The sequence below is a fragment of the Rhizobium sp. P1_B8 genome (assembly GCF_056406515.1).
The window spans coordinates 137,453-149,643 of the sequence record NZ_JBFTZZ010000005.1 but is presented as its reverse complement, the minus strand read 5'-3'; the positions used below and the strand labels follow the sequence as shown (position 1 = coordinate 149,643).

Annotated in this window: 16 protein-coding genes and 1 pseudogene; 7 read left to right on the top strand and 10 right to left on the bottom strand. The window is 59.8% G+C overall.

The genetic code is table 11. The features are described 5' to 3' along the window. Positions 1–9 precede the first annotated feature (9 nt). The 5 genes from AC1D2N_RS09170 to AC1D2N_RS09150 all read right to left on the bottom strand — a co-directional run bounded on the left by AC1D2N_RS09170 (position 10) and on the right by AC1D2N_RS09150 (position 2,168). Positions 10–780, bottom strand: coding sequence for a DsbA family protein (locus tag AC1D2N_RS09170; RefSeq protein ID WP_018245170.1), 771 nt, complete (start codon positions 778–780; stop codon positions 10–12). 213 nt (positions 781–993) lie between these two features. Continuing rightward, complete coding sequence (relB, locus tag AC1D2N_RS09165; RefSeq protein WP_130651887.1) at positions 994–1,218, bottom strand: type II toxin-antitoxin system RelB family antitoxin; 225 nt, start codon at positions 1,216–1,218, stop codon at positions 994–996. A 91-nt stretch (positions 1,219–1,309) separates the two neighbouring features. Beyond that, on the bottom strand, positions 1,310–1,474 hold the full coding sequence (locus tag AC1D2N_RS09160; RefSeq protein WP_165403078.1) for a hypothetical protein: 165 nt from the start codon (positions 1,472–1,474) through the stop codon (positions 1,310–1,312). Positions 1,475–1,477: 3 nt separating this feature from the next. Then, positions 1,478–1,654 carry a hypothetical protein gene (locus AC1D2N_RS09155; protein ID WP_205936658.1) on the bottom strand — a complete coding sequence of 59 codons (177 nt, stop codon included), beginning with the start codon at positions 1,652–1,654 and terminating at the stop codon, positions 1,478–1,480. A gap of 16 nt (positions 1,655–1,670) precedes the next feature. Next, positions 1,671–2,168: a DUF721 domain-containing protein gene (locus AC1D2N_RS09150; RefSeq protein ID WP_130651885.1), complete on the bottom strand. Its 498-nt coding sequence runs from the start codon at positions 2,166–2,168 to the stop codon at positions 1,671–1,673. 108 nt (positions 2,169–2,276) lie between these two features. On the opposite strand from AC1D2N_RS09150, the gene mutY reads away from it, so the two are divergent. Genes mutY through AC1D2N_RS09135 form a run of 3 tightly spaced genes read left to right on the top strand, consistent with a single transcriptional unit; the run spans position 2,277 to position 4,368 of the window. Continuing rightward, positions 2,277–3,380: an A/G-specific adenine glycosylase gene (gene mutY / locus AC1D2N_RS09145; RefSeq protein ID WP_130651884.1), complete on the top strand. Its 1,104-nt coding sequence runs from the start codon at positions 2,277–2,279 to the stop codon at positions 3,378–3,380. A 2-nt stretch (positions 3,381–3,382) separates the two neighbouring features. Further along, positions 3,383–3,997, top strand: coding sequence for an HAD family hydrolase (locus AC1D2N_RS09140; protein ID WP_130651883.1), 615 nt, complete (start codon positions 3,383–3,385; stop codon positions 3,995–3,997). Positions 3,998–4,002: 5 nt separating this feature from the next. Further along, complete coding sequence (locus tag AC1D2N_RS09135) at positions 4,003–4,368, top strand: nuclear transport factor 2 family protein (protein ID WP_018245163.1); 366 nt, start codon at positions 4,003–4,005, stop codon at positions 4,366–4,368. A gap of 109 nt (positions 4,369–4,477) precedes the next feature. Here AC1D2N_RS09135 and AC1D2N_RS09130 read toward each other — a convergent pair whose 3' ends face one another. From AC1D2N_RS09130 to AC1D2N_RS09120, 3 genes are all read right to left on the bottom strand, one after another. Further along, positions 4,478–5,620, bottom strand: a complete 1,143-nt coding sequence (locus AC1D2N_RS09130; RefSeq protein ID WP_130651882.1) for a site-specific DNA-methyltransferase — start codon at positions 5,618–5,620, stop codon at positions 4,478–4,480. 178 nt (positions 5,621–5,798) lie between these two features. Beyond that, the gene (locus AC1D2N_RS09125; RefSeq protein WP_018449230.1) at positions 5,799–6,149 is read right to left on the bottom strand and encodes an antibiotic biosynthesis monooxygenase family protein; all 351 of its coding nucleotides are present in this window, start codon (positions 6,147–6,149) and stop codon (positions 5,799–5,801) included. Then, a complete protein-coding gene (locus tag AC1D2N_RS09120) occupies positions 6,146–6,475 on the bottom strand; it encodes an NIPSNAP family protein (protein ID WP_130651881.1) in 330 nt (109 codons plus the stop codon). Before AC1D2N_RS09120 ends, AC1D2N_RS09125 begins: the two co-directional genes overlap by 4 nt. 84 nt (positions 6,476–6,559) lie before the next feature. On the opposite strand from AC1D2N_RS09120, the gene AC1D2N_RS09115 reads away from it, so the two are divergent. After that, positions 6,560–7,246, top strand: a complete 687-nt coding sequence (locus tag AC1D2N_RS09115) for an ArsR/SmtB family transcription factor (RefSeq protein ID WP_130651880.1) — start codon at positions 6,560–6,562, stop codon at positions 7,244–7,246. A gap of 46 nt (positions 7,247–7,292) precedes the next feature. Here the strand turns inward: AC1D2N_RS09115 and AC1D2N_RS09110 are convergent, their stop codons facing one another. Then, positions 7,293–7,724, bottom strand: a complete 432-nt coding sequence (locus AC1D2N_RS09110; RefSeq protein WP_026188649.1) for a hypothetical protein — start codon at positions 7,722–7,724, stop codon at positions 7,293–7,295. A 236-nt stretch (positions 7,725–7,960) separates the two neighbouring features. Then, positions 7,961–8,170, bottom strand: coding sequence for a hypothetical protein (locus AC1D2N_RS09105; RefSeq protein ID WP_003557162.1), 210 nt, complete (start codon positions 8,168–8,170; stop codon positions 7,961–7,963). Positions 8,171–8,432: 262 nt separating this feature from the next. Here AC1D2N_RS09105 and AC1D2N_RS09100 point away from each other — a divergent pair, with 262 nt between their 5' ends. From AC1D2N_RS09100 to AC1D2N_RS09090, 3 genes and pseudogenes are all read left to right on the top strand, one after another. Continuing rightward, positions 8,433–10,265 (top strand): methyl-accepting chemotaxis protein, encoded by a 1,833-nt coding sequence (locus AC1D2N_RS09100; protein WP_130651879.1) that lies wholly within the window; start codon positions 8,433–8,435, stop codon positions 10,263–10,265. A 41-nt stretch (positions 10,266–10,306) separates the two neighbouring features. Further along, positions 10,307–10,534: pseudogene (locus tag AC1D2N_RS09095) on the top strand (hypothetical protein); the annotation flags it as partial. A gap of 206 nt (positions 10,535–10,740) precedes the next feature. Then, positions 10,741–12,150, top strand: a complete 1,410-nt coding sequence (locus AC1D2N_RS09090; RefSeq protein WP_130651878.1) for a Dyp-type peroxidase — start codon at positions 10,741–10,743, stop codon at positions 12,148–12,150. Positions 12,151–12,191 lie beyond the last annotated feature (41 nt).

Here is a 12,191-nt window from a genome sequence, read left to right as displayed (position 1 = left end):
CGATCCGGTTCAGAGCAGGCTGTCGATGAGCTTCGACATGGTGTCAACCGGCATGTCTCCAGAGTAGCGCTTGCCATTGATCAGGAAAGTCGGGGTGGCATTGACGCCAAAATCCTTGGAACCTCTTTCCCGCGTGGCGTTCACTTCATCCAGAAGCTTCTGGTTCGTCAAGCATTTCGTGAAGCTATCCTCAGTAAATCCGGCAAGCTTCGACATCTGCAGCAGTGCGGCGCGGCCATCATCGGCGGCGGCCCAGATCTGCTGCTGCTTGAACAGCATCGAAACCATCGGGAAATACTGTTCCGGCGTGCTCAACTGTTCCGGATTGGAGGCGCTGCAGCGGGCGAGCATGAAGGCTGCGGCAGCGCGCGGGTCGAAGGGGAATTCGCGGATGATGAACTGCACCTTGCCGCTGTCGACGTACTTCTGCTTGATCGTGTCGAAGGTGGTGTTGTGGAAATGAGCGCAATGCGGGCAGGTCATCGACATATATTCGACGATCTTGACCGGGGCGTCGGCCTTCCCAAGCGCCATTTCCGGCAGCGCGCCGGGCTTCAGCACTGCGGCCATGTCGACATCGCCGTCGGACTGCGGCATTTCGGTCGCCGCTGTGGCCGCCGTCTGCATGGTGTCGACATTGGTGCCATCGGCCATGGTCTTGCCGGAGGACGAAGCATCGGCAGCGTCCTTGCTGTCGTTGCAGGCGACAAGCGCTACGGCAGCTGCGGCGATGGCGATACCGCTGAGCAGGCGGCGTTTCGTCAGTTGCATTTCGGACATCTGCATGGATTCCCCATAACTAATGAGATTGACGGCGTGACTGTGCGATATAACGGCTGACGGCCGCTCACAAGCCACGCTTCACCAACTTCCTTCAAAGAATTGTGACCGCGGGAAGACGACTAGACCAAAAATTGCGAGATTGGTCCGTCTGCGAATTTTGCCGACAGATATCGCGGCGGCGGCCAGCCGGTATCGGCTGGTCGATGAGACTCAGTTGTCCACCCCGTAACGCGCCGTCAGCTCGGCCAGCGGCACGGTATCGCTCTCGTCGCGGCGAAGTTCTTCGAGGCGCCTTTTGGCAAGATAGACATCTTCCAGATCGTCGAGATGCGCGAGGATGGCTTGACGCGCATAGAAGCTCTTGCTGCGGCCGGTACGCCTGGAAAGCTCAATCAGCCGCGCTTCGATATCAGGGGGCAACTGCAAGACCAGCATGATTTTTCTCCCGTCTGCTATATACAAATATGGCATCCGAAGCGTTTTGCCAGTGCCTCTACACCGCCGAGGAAAGTTCAAGAGGGTAGCGTCAAGGTTCGGTGAAGATGTCGAGGATCAGCGTCGCTAGCGGCTGCTCGGAGCCCGCAAAGCTCTCGATCATGGCCTCGATGACACGTTCACGATCAAGCACTTCGGCATTGAATGGCAGGCCGACCGGATAACAGAGGGGATCGGATTCGGCGGTATAGACCAACGCTTAGGCGGACTTGCGCGTGAACTGGGCGCGGATCGCCTGGCGGCGTTCTTCGGGCGGCTGATCCTTGGTCTCGGCGAGGAGCTTGCGCATGCGCGGGCTGAGCACCAGGCCGTCAACCGCACTGATCTTTTCAGCACAGGCCCGGGTCAGGCCGCCGGTCTTGGCGTTGCCGGTCAAGTTGGGCGTTTGCTCATCAGCGTTGATTCCCCCGCTTGCCCATCACCGCGGTCCCTAAGCGCTGGATTGCCTGGCGCAGCTTGTCATTCTCGATCCCCTCCATCATGCCTTCGAGCTTACGGGCGGCTTCGCCCTTCAGCGGCGCCGGGGTGCGGGAGCGGCGGATCGGTTGTGAGACCGGCTTCTGGACGATGCGGATCTGGTGGACGGCGGCAAAGCCGAAGAAGCTGTTGATGCGCTGGATGAGTTCGCCCTGGACATGGGTGAGGAAGAGCGCACGCGCGCCTTCGCAGGCAATGGTCAGCACGCCGGGGCGGAAGCCGCCGACCTCATTGCCGCCGCGGGCCCAGGCGATCTTTTCCGGCCGGGTGCAATCGGCGAAATCCTCGCCGGCGATTTCGCTCCACGAGCCGAGCAGAGCCGTGCTGATGCCGGCGCGCCGGGCAAGAACGGGATCGATCAGCCCGTTCGCCAGCTCGGAGATCTGCTTCACATCTTTGCGTGGATAACTCATCGAAACCCTTCGGCGCCGCCGCCAATTCGCGCTTCAATTCGCATAGGCGACTTGATCGCGCGGCATTGCTTCGCCAAGTATAGGCACTTCCCCCCATCGCGGCAAATCATGACGATCACCACACTCGACACGCCCTCAGCAAAGCCCCTGCTCGACTGGTACGATCGCCACCACCGCGACCTGCCCTGGCGCGTTTCGCCCGGCATGGCGGCCCGCGGCGTCAAGGCCGATCCCTATCGCGTCTGGCTGTCCGAGGTGATGCTGCAGCAGACGACGGTGCAGGCGGTCAAACCCTATTTCGAGCGGTTTCTGCAGCGCTGGCCCGAGGTGACCGATCTTGCCGCGGCCGAAAACGACGCGGTGATGGCCGCCTGGGCGGGGCTTGGCTATTACGCGCGGGCTCGCAACCTGAAGAAATGCGCCGAAGCGGTGGCGAACGAGCATGGCGGCATCTTTCCCGATACCGAAGAGGGCCTCAAATCCCTGCCCGGGATCGGCGACTATACGGCGGCCGCCGTCGCGGCAATAGCCTTCAACCGGCAGGCGGCTGTCATGGACGGCAATGTCGAACGGGTGATCTCCAGGCTTTATGCAATCGCAACACCGCTTCCGGCGGCAAAGCCGGCGATGAAGCAGAAGGTGGCGCTGTTGACGCCCGCCGATCGGCCCGGCGATTTCGCCCAGGCGATGATGGATCTGGGTGCGACGATCTGCACGCCGAAGCGGCCGGCCTGTTCGCTCTGTCCGTTCCGGGGGGCGTGCGAGGCGCTCAAACTTTCCGATCCCGAGTTCTTTCCGGTCAAGGCGGCGAAGAAGGAGAAGCCCGTCAGATATGGCGCGGCCTTCATCGCGGTAACAGGTGATGGCGAGATCCTGTTGCGGCGGCGCATCGACAGCGGCCTGCTCGGCGGCATGACCGAGGTGCCGACGACCGCCTGGACAGCGCGCATCGACGGCGAGACCTCGGCTGCGGCCGCTCCCTTCGAAGCGGCATGGCAGGCCTCTGGCACCGTCATCCATGTCTTCACCCATTTCGAGCTCAGGCTTTCGATCTGGCGTGCGGCAATCGCTGCCAAGGTCGCCATGGATGACGGCCCGAATGACGGATGGTGGGAGCCGGTTACAAATCTTGAAGCCCAGGCCTTGCCGACCATCATGAAAAAAGCGATCGCAGCGGCTATTCCTCTCGCGTTTAAAACATCCAAGGGATGACCATGACCACCGACATAAGACATATCGTTTTCGATATCGGCAAAGTCCTTATTCATTACGATCCGCATCTTCCCTTCAGCCGCCTCATCCCTGATGAAACGGAGCGCAACTGGTTCTTCGCCAATATCTGCACCCATGACTGGAACATCGAGCAGGACCGCGGCCGCACCTGGGCGGAGGCCGAAGCGCTGCTGATCGAGCAGCACCCGGCGCGCGAGGAGCATATCCGCGCCTTCCGCAAATATTGGCATGAGATGGTGCCGCACGCCTATGACGACAGCGTCGCGATCATGGAGGGGCTGATCGCCGAGGGGCGTGATGTGACGATGCTAACCAACTTCGCCTCCGACACCTTCCGCGAGGCGCAGGCGCGCTTCCCCTTCCTGACTAAGCCGCGCGGCGTCACGGTTTCCGGCGATGTCGGCCTGATCAAGCCGGATATCGCCATCTACGAGACGCATACGAAGAGTTTCGGCCTCGATCCCGCTGCGACGATCTTCATCGACGACGCAACGGTCAATGTCGAAGGCGCCAAGGCCTACGGCTGGAATGCGGTGCTGTTTTCGGGTGCGGACAAGCTGCGCAGCGATCTCACGGCTTACGGATTGAAGGTCTGAGACCCATGGCATTCGACCCCGCAGAAGAAATCGAACGTTTTCACGCCGCCATCAACGCCCTCGATTTTCCCGCCATCGAGGCCTATTTCGCCGAGGATGCGACCTATGTCTCGAACGGCGTCGGCAGCCTTGCCGGCCGGGCCGAGATCATGGCTGCCTTCCGGCGTTATTTCGACGACTATCCCGATCAGACGGCGGAAAATTCGCTGGTGGAAACGTTGACGCCGCTCTCCGGCCGATCGGTCTGGTCGGTGCGCGCCACCCACAGCAAATCAGGCAAGCCGCTGATCCGCGAGGGTGAGGAGACGATCACCTTCAATGCGGAAGGGCGCGTCACGCGGGTGGATGTCACTGATTATCAGGAGTTCTGATCAGGACTTCAATAGAAGACGCCCGGAGTTCGAACCCCGGGCGCCTTGGTCTTCTTCCGCAACTGGAGGGAAATCGGAAGAAGGTAGTTTCGATCCGCCAGAGAGGTGCTCACTCCGCCTTTGCCAGATCACTGCGGATGACGGACCTGAGATCGTCGATCGGGCGCAGGGACTGCCCGTCTTCGAAATGCCAGAAGGTCCATCCGTTGCATGCATCGAGTCCCTGCACCTTGGCACCGAGACGATGAATGGAGCCGGCCTCGCCGCCTGAAGCGACCGTGCCGTCGGCGCGGACAATCGCGCTATAGCGGCGCTTGGCGTCGGTCAGCACCTGGCCGGGTTTGATTAGGCCGCTTTCAACCAGCACGTTGAAGGCGACGCGGACTTCGGCCTTCTTGCCGGTCATGACGGTCAGTTCCGCCTTGCCGAGCGGCTCGACGGCGGCGATGCGGGCCGAGGCCGCATCGATATAATCCTGCTCGCGCTCGATGCCGACGAAGTGACGGCCGAGACGCTTGGCGACTGCACCCGTCGTTCCCGAGCCGAAGAAGGGATCGAGCACGATATCGCCGGGCTTGGTCGAGGCCATGATGACGCGGGCAAGCAGCGCTTCCGGCTTTTGTGTCGGATGCGCCTTCTTGCCGTCCTCGCCCTTCAGCCGCTCACTGCCGTTGCAAATCGGGAAGAGCCAGTCGGAGCGCATCTGCACGTCCTCATTGGCGGCCTTCAGCGCATCGTAGTTGAAGGTATAGCCCTTGGCCTTGGCGCTGGGGCTTGCCCAGATCATCGTCTCATGGGCGTTCTGGAAACGGCGGCCCTTGAAATTCGGCATCGGGTTGGTCTTGCGCCAGATGATGTCGTTGAGGATCCAGAAATTCAGATCCTGCAGCGTGGCGCCGACACGGAAGATATTGTGATAGGAGCCGATCACCCAGATCGAGCCGGTCGGCTTCAGCACCCGCCGGCAGGCCAGCAGCCAGGCGCGGGTAAAGGCGTCATAGGCCTCGAAGGAAGCGAACTGATCCCATTCGTCGTCGACCGCATCGACCAGCGACTGGTCGGGACGATGCAGCGTTCCGCCGAGCTGGAGATTGTACGGCGGGTCGGCAAAGATGATATCGACGGAGTGGCTGGGCAAAGCTTCAAGGGCGCTGACGCAATCGCCCTTGATGATCGTGTCGACCCAAGAATCCGGCCGGGAATCCGACTTGACGGAAGCCTTGAGGTCGGCAAGCGGAAAAACTGATGCCATTCTGATACTCACTCATACGCTCTACGCTTAACTGTCCGTTATGGTTACGCAACTTAGTTACCAAAGCCTGAAGCGGTGGCCGATTTCGGGAATTTATTCGGGTGGCCGATGAGTGAGCGGCAGACTTTGTCGACGCCGGCCGGCTGCCGAGCGGCGGCAAGAATGCCGCCGCCAGCGATCAGGCGGCGTCGTGAACCCTGCGGCTGTCATCAGGCGCTTCGTCGCGTTCGAACATGCCGTAATCGCGAACGACACTGGCAATTCGCAGGCGATAATCGGCGAAGATGCCGCCGCGTCCGGCCTGCTGCGCGGCCCTATGAGCCTCGAGATTGCGCCACTGCTTGACGGCTTCCTCATCGCGGAAAAAGGAAAGCGACAGCAGCTTGCCGCGGTTCGTCAGGCTCTCGAAACGCTCAATCGAGATGAAGCCGTCGATCTTTTCGAGCTCAGTGCGCAGCTCGCCGGCGAGATCCAGATATTTGTGGCGTTCACCCATATAGGGCACGACTTCGAAGATGACGGCGATCATGACTGCACCAGCTTTGCGTGAGGAGCGGAGACATTTTTGAGGAAGATGCGATCCTCCTTGAGGATGAAGCCTTCGCGTCTGGAAAATTCATAATTCTCGCGGCCGAGCGGGTCGGAAGCCAGCCTGGCGCGATAGGCTTCGTAGGCGGCGAGGCTTTCGATATTGTAGACGCCGTAAGCCGTCGTTGCCGATCCCTCATGCGGGCCGTAATAGCCGATCAGATCGGCGCCATTCTTCGGGATCGCCTGGCCCCAGTTGCGGGCATATTCGGCAAACGCCTCCTTCTTGAAGGGGTCGATCTGATAGCGGATGAAGCAGGTGATCATATCGTTTCTCCTTTGCTGTCTCAGTGCTCTCCTGGGCCGTTTTCGCACATTGCCTGACGGCGATGCTTCGGTTACGATCGAACTATGAAGGAAGGTCCTGACATTGCGCAGATCGGCGCGCTCATCGGCGATCCCGCCCGCGCCAACATGCTGGCGGCACTCACCGGCGGCCGGGCGCTGACGGCGACCGAGCTTGCCGGCGTCGGCGGCATCACCGTGCAGACGGCGAGCACGCATCTCGCCAAGCTCGAAGCCGGCGGGCTGCTTGCCCAGCGCAAGCAGGGCCGCCACCGCTATTTCACGCTGGCCGACGAGGCCGTCGCCCGGCTGATCGAAAGCATGATGGGCTTTGCCGCCGGACGCGGCCATCTGCGTCACCAGCCGGGACCGAAGGAGCCGGCGCTGCGCAAGGCGCGCATCTGCTACGATCACCTTGCCGGCGATTACGGCGTGCGCATGCTCGTCAGCCTGATTGCCTCCGGCTCGATCGATGCGATCGGCGACGGCCTGGCGCTGACGGAAAAGGGTGAAAGCGATCTCAAATGCATCGGCATCGATGTCAGCGACCTCAGATCGTCGCGCCGGCCGCTCTGCCGCTCCTGCCTCGACTGGAGCGAAAGACGCGCCCACCTCGCCGGCAGCCTCGGCAAGGCCCTGCTTTCAAGCTTCCTCGACAAAGGCTGGGCGCGGCGCACGGCGGAAAGCCGCTCCATCCTGTTTTCGCCGGAGGGCGACCGGCAGTTCCTGAAGCTTTTTCCGATTGATGGGTAGGTTTGTTACGGATCTACAAAAGATTCAAGTTCAGCATCCACCTCCCTCATGCACCTGCCCTCTTTTCATCTTCCTGCCGCACATGCGCGCGCAGCGCCGCGAGAGTGAGCGCCAGGGCTGCGTGATTGCTCTCGGCTTCACCGAGCACGCTTTCACCCTCCTTGATCTCGCGCAGCTGCGCACCGTAGAGCGACTCGTCCGCTGTCTGGCGGCCGCGGGCGAGGTGCCAAACCGCATCCGGCCGGACTTCCCGGCACAGGTCGATGGCATGATTGACGTCGTGTGTGAAGGGTCGCGCCATCAGGAAGCCGTGCTCTGACTTGATACTGCTCGGCAGGTAATCGTTAGGACCGTCGAAATCGTTGGGCTCGGCCGGCCGGAGTTGCTTCAACAGAAAGGCACAGGTGATGAAAGCGTCGATCCGGCTGTCGGGCATGTCAGTCTTTTCCAGGGTTTCGATGATGTCCTCGATCGTCATGCTGTCTTCCTCTTCATCCATTCTCTAGGCATGCCGCTTGTTCTCCTCCCAAGAGCGGCGGTGGCGTCCTCCTCGATCGCCATCTAGTGCATGAGTTTGCCAAAGGTAGTCCCCGGGCTGCGGTTCGTCTGCCATGACGCGGATTTGATGGATGTCGCGCCATCCTCAACGCGGTAACAGGCTCGCCTGCTGCCAGACCATTCTCTCGGTGCTCGCAAGCTATCGTCGACTTGCCTCTAGCAGCCTTTCTTCCTCATCTTCCTTTCGATCTTGGCTCTCTTGTCGGTGCCATCCCCGGCATGCTTTCCGCCGGTCAGGGCATTATCCTTCATCGCCTGCAACTGCGCACAGCTTCGGTGCTTGCCCTTGGCGATAACGTCGGTGGATGTGAAGGCAAACAGCAGCACTACGGCTGCCGCCGGTCGGACGAAAGCTGAAAGCCTCATTGTCCCTCTCCTCTTGCCCATGCATGGTACGCCCCAGACCGTGAAGCAGCAATGAACCTCGACGAAGCCGCGGCACTCGCGCAGGTCCGTCATTCTATCGGCATCGGGGATCCGCTCGCCCCCACAAAGAGCTCAACTTTTCATCGAGAGTGAAATATCCGCTGCAACCTATTGTTTTCGCGCCGCTAAGCGAGACGCTGCTGAGAAATCATTAAGCATGTTCTAGTACTCTCACCTTCTAAATTAACGAGAGAGCCCTATCATGGCGTCGATCCAGCATAAGATCATCATTGCGAGCATCGCGATTTTCGGGTTGGCGGGTGGCGCGACTGGCGTCGGCATCTGGTCCGCCTCGACCCTCTCCGAAAACAACGCCGACGTTGCCCGGTCGGCACAAATTCTGCGCAACCACATGCAGGCCGACATGATGCATGACGCAATGCGCGCGGACGTGCTGGCATCCATGCTGGCGTCCAATCCGGCAGCAGGCATAGAAGCTGCCGGGGTGAAGGCGGATCTGGCGGAGCACGACGCGTCGTTCCGCGAGATGATTGCTGCCAACAAGACGCTTGCCGCCGACGAAAAGACCAAAGCGCTGCTTGCCAGCATCGAACCTCCCCTTCTGACCTATGTCGAAAGCGCCAAGAAGATCGTCGATCTGGCGAGCCAGGATCCCTCGGCGGCATTGAAGGCCTTGCCCGAATTCATGCAGCAGTTCTCGACGTTGGAATCTGCCATGGAACAGGCCGGGGATGAGATCACCGCGGCGTCGGACGAAATTTCCAAACATAGCGCCGACATAAAAGCGTCGGTCGATATCGTCCTGAAAGCGCTTCTGGGCTTGGCCGCGCTCTTCGCCGTTGGCCTCTATTTCCTGACCCGCAAGACCGTCACCAAACCAATCCTTTCGCTTTCCAATGACATGCAAAGGCTCGCCGGCGGTGACACAGCCATTGCCTGCACCGGGATCGGCCGCACCGATGAAATCGGAACGATGGCATCGGCCGTCGAAATCTTCCGCCAGGCGGCGATTGCCAACAAGCAGCTTGAGCAAGACGCCGAGGCAGCCCGATTGCAGGGCGAAGCCGAGCGGATCACGGCGCGCAAGCAGGCTGACGAAGATGCCGCCGAACGGCTGCGGGCGGCGACATCGGGCCTCGCCGCAGGCTTGAAGCGGCTTGCATCCGGCGATCTCGCCTTCCAGATCGATGAGCCCTTCGCCCCCGACTTTGAGAGCCTCCGGCATGATTTCAACATGTCGATCAGGCAGCTCGATCAGACGCTCAGCGCCATCGCAACCGCCATTGCCGCGATCGACGAAGGCACAAGGGAAATCGCATCCGGGGCCGGCGATCTGTCGAAACGAACCGAACAGCAGGCAGCCTCTCTCGAAGAAACCGCCGCAGCGCTCGATCAGATCACCGCCAATGTCTCGAACTCCAGCAAGCGGACCGATGAGGCACGCACTGAAGCGACCGATGCAAACCGCAACGCCGCCAAGTCTTCCGAAGTCGTGTCGCATGCCGAAGAAGCCATGCGCCGCATCGAGGCTTCGTCCCAGCAGATCTCCAGCATTATCGGCGTGATCGACGAGATCGCCTTCCAGACCAATCTGCTGGCGCTGAATGCCGGCGTCGAAGCGGCACGCGCCGGAGACGCGGGCAAGGGTTTTGCGGTGGTGGCCCAGGAAGTTCGCGAGCTCGCCCAGAGATCGGCGCAGGCGGCAAAGGAAATCAAAGGCCACATCCAGAAATCGTCGGTGGAAGTGGAAAGCGGCGTCAAACTGGTTCTCGATACCAGCCAGGTTCTGAAGGCGATCAGCGAGCAGATTGCCCGCATCAATCAGCACATGGATGCCATCGCCGTATCGGCAAGAGAGCAGTCGACCGGCCTTGCCGAAGTCAACACCGCCGTCAATTCCATGGACCAGGTGACCCAGCAGAACGCGGCGATGGTGGAGCAATCCACCGCGGCATCCGGCCAGCTTGCTCAGGAAGCTGCCAAGCTGCGCGAACTGGTTTCCCGGTTCAGGCTTCGGGCGACAGGCTCGACGCAATCTGCAGCTGGACGCCGGGGTGGGCAGCTGGCGGCCTGACGGCTGCTATCTGCTCGCCATTTTCATTCCCGCGACGTCGCGGGGACCTCAGATCATCGCGGCTGCCGCTCCTGCCTCGCGACTGTAACGAAAGGCGGGCTCATCTTGCCGGCAGTCTCGGCGAGGCCCCGCTGTCAAGTTTCTTCGACAAAGTCTGGGCGCGCCGAACGGCGGAAAGTCGCTCCATCATCTTCTCAGCGGAAGACGACCGGCAGTCACTGCACTCTTCAGCAGATCCGGCAGCAGAGCCTATCCAAGAGGGCGGGTGATAAATCAGATCAAAGCCCACTACCCCCTCGCCCGCAGCATCGAGGACATGCGGAGCACCCTGATATCAAATAGGTTCGTTTGCAGGTCAAAAATGGCAAAAGATTCAAACCGTCATTGGAAATACAAATCAAATAATAAATGGTTGCGTTGACTCTAATATGCTACCTGTTGTTTAATGACGACGTCATTAACGGAGGAACGCAAGATGTCCGTCACGTTAAACTCTCCAATCTCATGGAAAAATCTATCGGCTGACGACAGCACTATGCTTAACAATCTTCAACCGAACATCATCAAGGCGCATGTTCGTGAGTTTTTGACTCTGTTTTTTCTGCGGTTTGACGATAAGGAGGCTGCGAAAAGCTTCCTTCGAGTGATTTCCACGACGCTGATGAAATCGGCAAAGCAACATTTAATGGAAATTGAAGCATTCAAAGCCAAACCTTCGACGCCGGGAACGCCGTACATTGGGCTTGGCCTTACCGACGCGGGCTATCAAGCGCTCCAAATCGCCCAAAGACCGAGCGATCCGATATTCCGCGCGGGTATGCAAAAATCCGGCTTGAATGACCCTGATGTCAGCAGGTGGGATTCTTATTTTCGCAAACCCATCCATGCGGTCGTTTTGGTGGGAGATATGCTCAATGACACCAAGGTCGCTGCTCATGATCAGGTGGTAAACTTGATCCAAGCCTCGCAAGGGGTAACAATCGTAGGGACCCAAGATGGCCTGGGCCTTCACAATGACAATGAAGAAGGTATCGAACACTTTGGCTATGTCGATGGGCGCAGTCAGCCGCTGTTTCTGCTGGAAGACATCGACGCGGAAGAAAACGCGACAGATGGGATTGCGAACTGGGATCCGGCTTTCCCATTAGAACAGGTTATTGTTCCTGATCCAGCAGCGCCCGATCCGGCCGTTCATTTCGGAAGTTACTTCGTATACCGGAAGCTGGAACAAAACGTCCGCCGCTTCAAAAGGCAAGAGCAGAAACTTGCAGATCGCTTATTCGGATCTGATGACGAAAGGGCCGGCGCCATGGTCGTCGGGCGCTTCGAGGACGGAACGCCGGTCACGATGCAGTCAGAAGACGGAGTTGAGTCACCCGTCCCAAACAACTTCAACTACTTCAGCGACAAGAGCGGCGCGAAGTGTCCCTTTTCAGGGCATATCCGAAAAACCAATCCGCGAGGGTCGGGCGGGTTCGAAAACAGTGCTGGCGAGCGAAAGCACCTCATGGCCCGACGCGGCCAAACCTATGGCGTGCGAACAGATAATCCGAACGATGGCAAGATCGAGAACAAACCGAGTAAATACGTCGGCCTGCTGTTCATGGCGTTCAACAGCGACATAGGCAATCAGTTCGAATTCACGCAGAAAAATTGGGCCAACAATCCCGGTTTCCCAGCCGTTCCGGCTGGCTTTCCACCGCCTGGGGTCGATCCGGTCATCGGTCAAACAAAACAAGATGCCGCGCGACCAGATATGGAAGGAGCTGCCATCTGGGGTGATCCCAGCTCCCTCAAGACCGTTGCAACGGTTCCTCAAGCGGTGAAGATGAAGGGAGGCGAATATTTCTTTATGCCGTCCCTCGCGTTTCTGAGCTCGCTTTAAACTTGCCATGACGTCGGCGGGCAATCCTGCCGACCTCATTC

Excerpts from the sequence above, each read along its gene's own strand:
- AC1D2N_RS09170 (WP_018245170.1), bottom strand. The coding sequence starts at position 780 with ATGTCCGAAATGCAACTGACGAAACGCCGCCTGCTCAGCGGTATCGCC.
- relB (WP_130651887.1), bottom strand. The coding sequence starts at position 1,218 with ATGCTGGTCTTGCAGTTGCCCCCTGATATCGAAGCGCGGCTGATTGAG.
- AC1D2N_RS09150 (WP_130651885.1), bottom strand. The coding sequence starts at position 2,168 with ATGAGTTATCCACGCAAAGATGTGAAGCAGATCTCCGAGCTGGCGAAC.
- mutY (WP_130651884.1), top strand. The coding sequence starts at position 2,277 with ATGACGATCACCACACTCGACACGCCCTCAGCAAAGCCCCTGCTCGAC.
- AC1D2N_RS09140 (WP_130651883.1), top strand. The coding sequence starts at position 3,383 with ATGACCACCGACATAAGACATATCGTTTTCGATATCGGCAAAGTCCTT.
- AC1D2N_RS09135 (WP_018245163.1), top strand. The coding sequence starts at position 4,003 with ATGGCATTCGACCCCGCAGAAGAAATCGAACGTTTTCACGCCGCCATC.
- AC1D2N_RS09130 (WP_130651882.1), bottom strand. The coding sequence starts at position 5,620 with ATGGCATCAGTTTTTCCGCTTGCCGACCTCAAGGCTTCCGTCAAGTCG.
- AC1D2N_RS09125 (WP_018449230.1), bottom strand. The coding sequence starts at position 6,149 with ATGATCGCCGTCATCTTCGAAGTCGTGCCCTATATGGGTGAACGCCAC.
- AC1D2N_RS09120 (WP_130651881.1), bottom strand. The coding sequence starts at position 6,475 with ATGATCACCTGCTTCATCCGCTATCAGATCGACCCCTTCAAGAAGGAG.
- AC1D2N_RS09115 (WP_130651880.1), top strand. The coding sequence starts at position 6,560 with ATGAAGGAAGGTCCTGACATTGCGCAGATCGGCGCGCTCATCGGCGAT.
- AC1D2N_RS09110 (WP_026188649.1), bottom strand. The coding sequence starts at position 7,724 with ATGACGATCGAGGACATCATCGAAACCCTGGAAAAGACTGACATGCCC.
- AC1D2N_RS09105 (WP_003557162.1), bottom strand. The coding sequence starts at position 8,170 with ATGAGGCTTTCAGCTTTCGTCCGACCGGCGGCAGCCGTAGTGCTGCTG.
- AC1D2N_RS09100 (WP_130651879.1), top strand. The coding sequence starts at position 8,433 with ATGGCGTCGATCCAGCATAAGATCATCATTGCGAGCATCGCGATTTTC.
- AC1D2N_RS09090 (WP_130651878.1), top strand. The coding sequence starts at position 10,741 with ATGTCCGTCACGTTAAACTCTCCAATCTCATGGAAAAATCTATCGGCT.